The following is a 1,562-nucleotide window of genomic DNA, read 5'->3' as shown; positions in this document are numbered from 1 at the left end:
TGCTGACCATCATTTTTTTCAGCGAGATGCTGCCCAAGAGTGTGGCGGTGTTGTCGCCGCTGCGGCTGTCCACCCTGGTCGGACCGCCGCTGGCGTTGGCGGTGCGAGTGGTCAGCCCCGTGTTGCCGTTGGTGACGCTGACGAATCTGGCGGCCCGCCGCTTGATCTGGCCGACGTTTGAACCGGAGCCGGAGATTGACCTGGCCGACATCGAGCGGGCAATCGAATTGGGGACCGATGATGCGGCATTGTTGCAACGCGAGCGGATGGCGCTGCGAGGATTGGTCGAGATGGCCGAGACGCGGGTCAGCGAGTTGATGCGGCCGCGCAGCCGGTTATGGTTGTGCACTGATCCGAGCGATCGCAGCGTGATCGCCGAGGGCGTCCATCCGAGTGGCTATTTGATGGTCACCGATCCTGAGGGTGAGATGATCGTCAAAGCGATCGGCGTGCGGATGCTGCGACCGAGTCAATTGGATGACTTGGGCAGCGCCAGCGAACCCGTCATCTATGTCCCCTGGTCAGCGTTGGTTTCCCAGGTGCTCGATCAGCTGAACGATGAAGATCGTTCGGTAGCGGTGGTGGTCAACGAGTTTGGCGAGCTGCTCGGGGCCGTATCGATCGAGGATATCCTCCGCTCGGTGCTGGCTCCCCGTCTTGACGATGACTTGCTCGGTGAAGCAGCGATCCAGGAATTGGAACCGGGCCGTTATCGCGTGTCGGGCTCGGTCAGTGTGCGCGCGTTGGCCAAGCGGTTGGGGATCGAAGTCGACGGCGAAGGGGTCACGACGGTCACTGGTTATATCCAACGGCACAACGAACGATTGCCCCGTCCCGGCGACACCGCGCCGATGGCTAGTTTTCAATTGTCGGTGATCGAACAAGAGGACGAGGGGATTTGGATCGAGGTCCGACGGGTCGAAGGTGGAGCGGAGGAGACGCGATGACCCTGCCAGTAGTGCTGTTCCTCGTCGGATTGATGCTGAGCGCTTTCTTCAGCGGCAGCGAAACGGGATTGTATCGAGTCTCGCGGACACGTCTGGTGTTGGACGGATTGAGTGGATCGTGGGCGGCCCGTGGAATCGTTTGGCTACTGAATCATCCGGCGATTTTCGTCGCCACCACGCTGGTCGGAAACAACCTTGCCAACTATCTGACGAGCCTGGCCGTCGTGATGGCGGTTGCGGTGTGGTTTCACTCCAGCGAGACAGCCGAGTTGCTCGGCCCGATGTTGATGACACCAGTGGTGTTCGTGTTCGGTGAGTCATTGCCGAAGTATTTGTTCTTTCACGCTCCGCACCGTTTGTTGACGGCGGCTCGTCCGTTCCTGTTGGCCGCCGCGGTTCTGTTCGCCCCCGTGTCGCTGTTGCTTGGTTTGCTGGGACGCGGCTTGCAACAGCTCACCGGACAGACGCCCTTTCGCGTTCGTTTGGCAATGGCTCGAGGGGAACTCGACCAGGTGCTGCGCGATGGACACGAAGCGGGAATTTTGGCTGCCGGCCAACGGTCGCTGGCCCAGCGATTATTCGAGGTCGGGAATCAATCGGCGATCTCGTTTGGCG

Annotated in this window: 2 protein-coding genes; both read left to right on the top strand. The window is 60.8% G+C overall.

Translation table 11 applies throughout. From position 1 onward, the window contains the following. Window positions 1-947: transporter associated domain-containing protein (locus ABX749_RS32425; protein ID WP_372899679.1), on the top strand; the 947-nt coding region annotated here is incomplete at its 5' end. Continuing rightward, window positions 944-1,562: CNNM domain-containing protein (locus tag ABX749_RS32420; protein ID WP_372899678.1), on the top strand; the 619-nt coding region annotated here is incomplete at its 3' end. The genes ABX749_RS32425 and ABX749_RS32420, both read left to right, overlap by 4 nt.

The sequence above is a fragment of the Stieleria sp. genome (genome assembly GCF_041595215.1).
Lineage (GTDB): Bacteria > Planctomycetota > Planctomycetia > Pirellulales > Pirellulaceae > Stieleria > Stieleria magnilauensis.
Note: the sequence above shows the minus strand (reverse complement) of the source record. Positions and strands in the feature narration are given on the sequence as shown.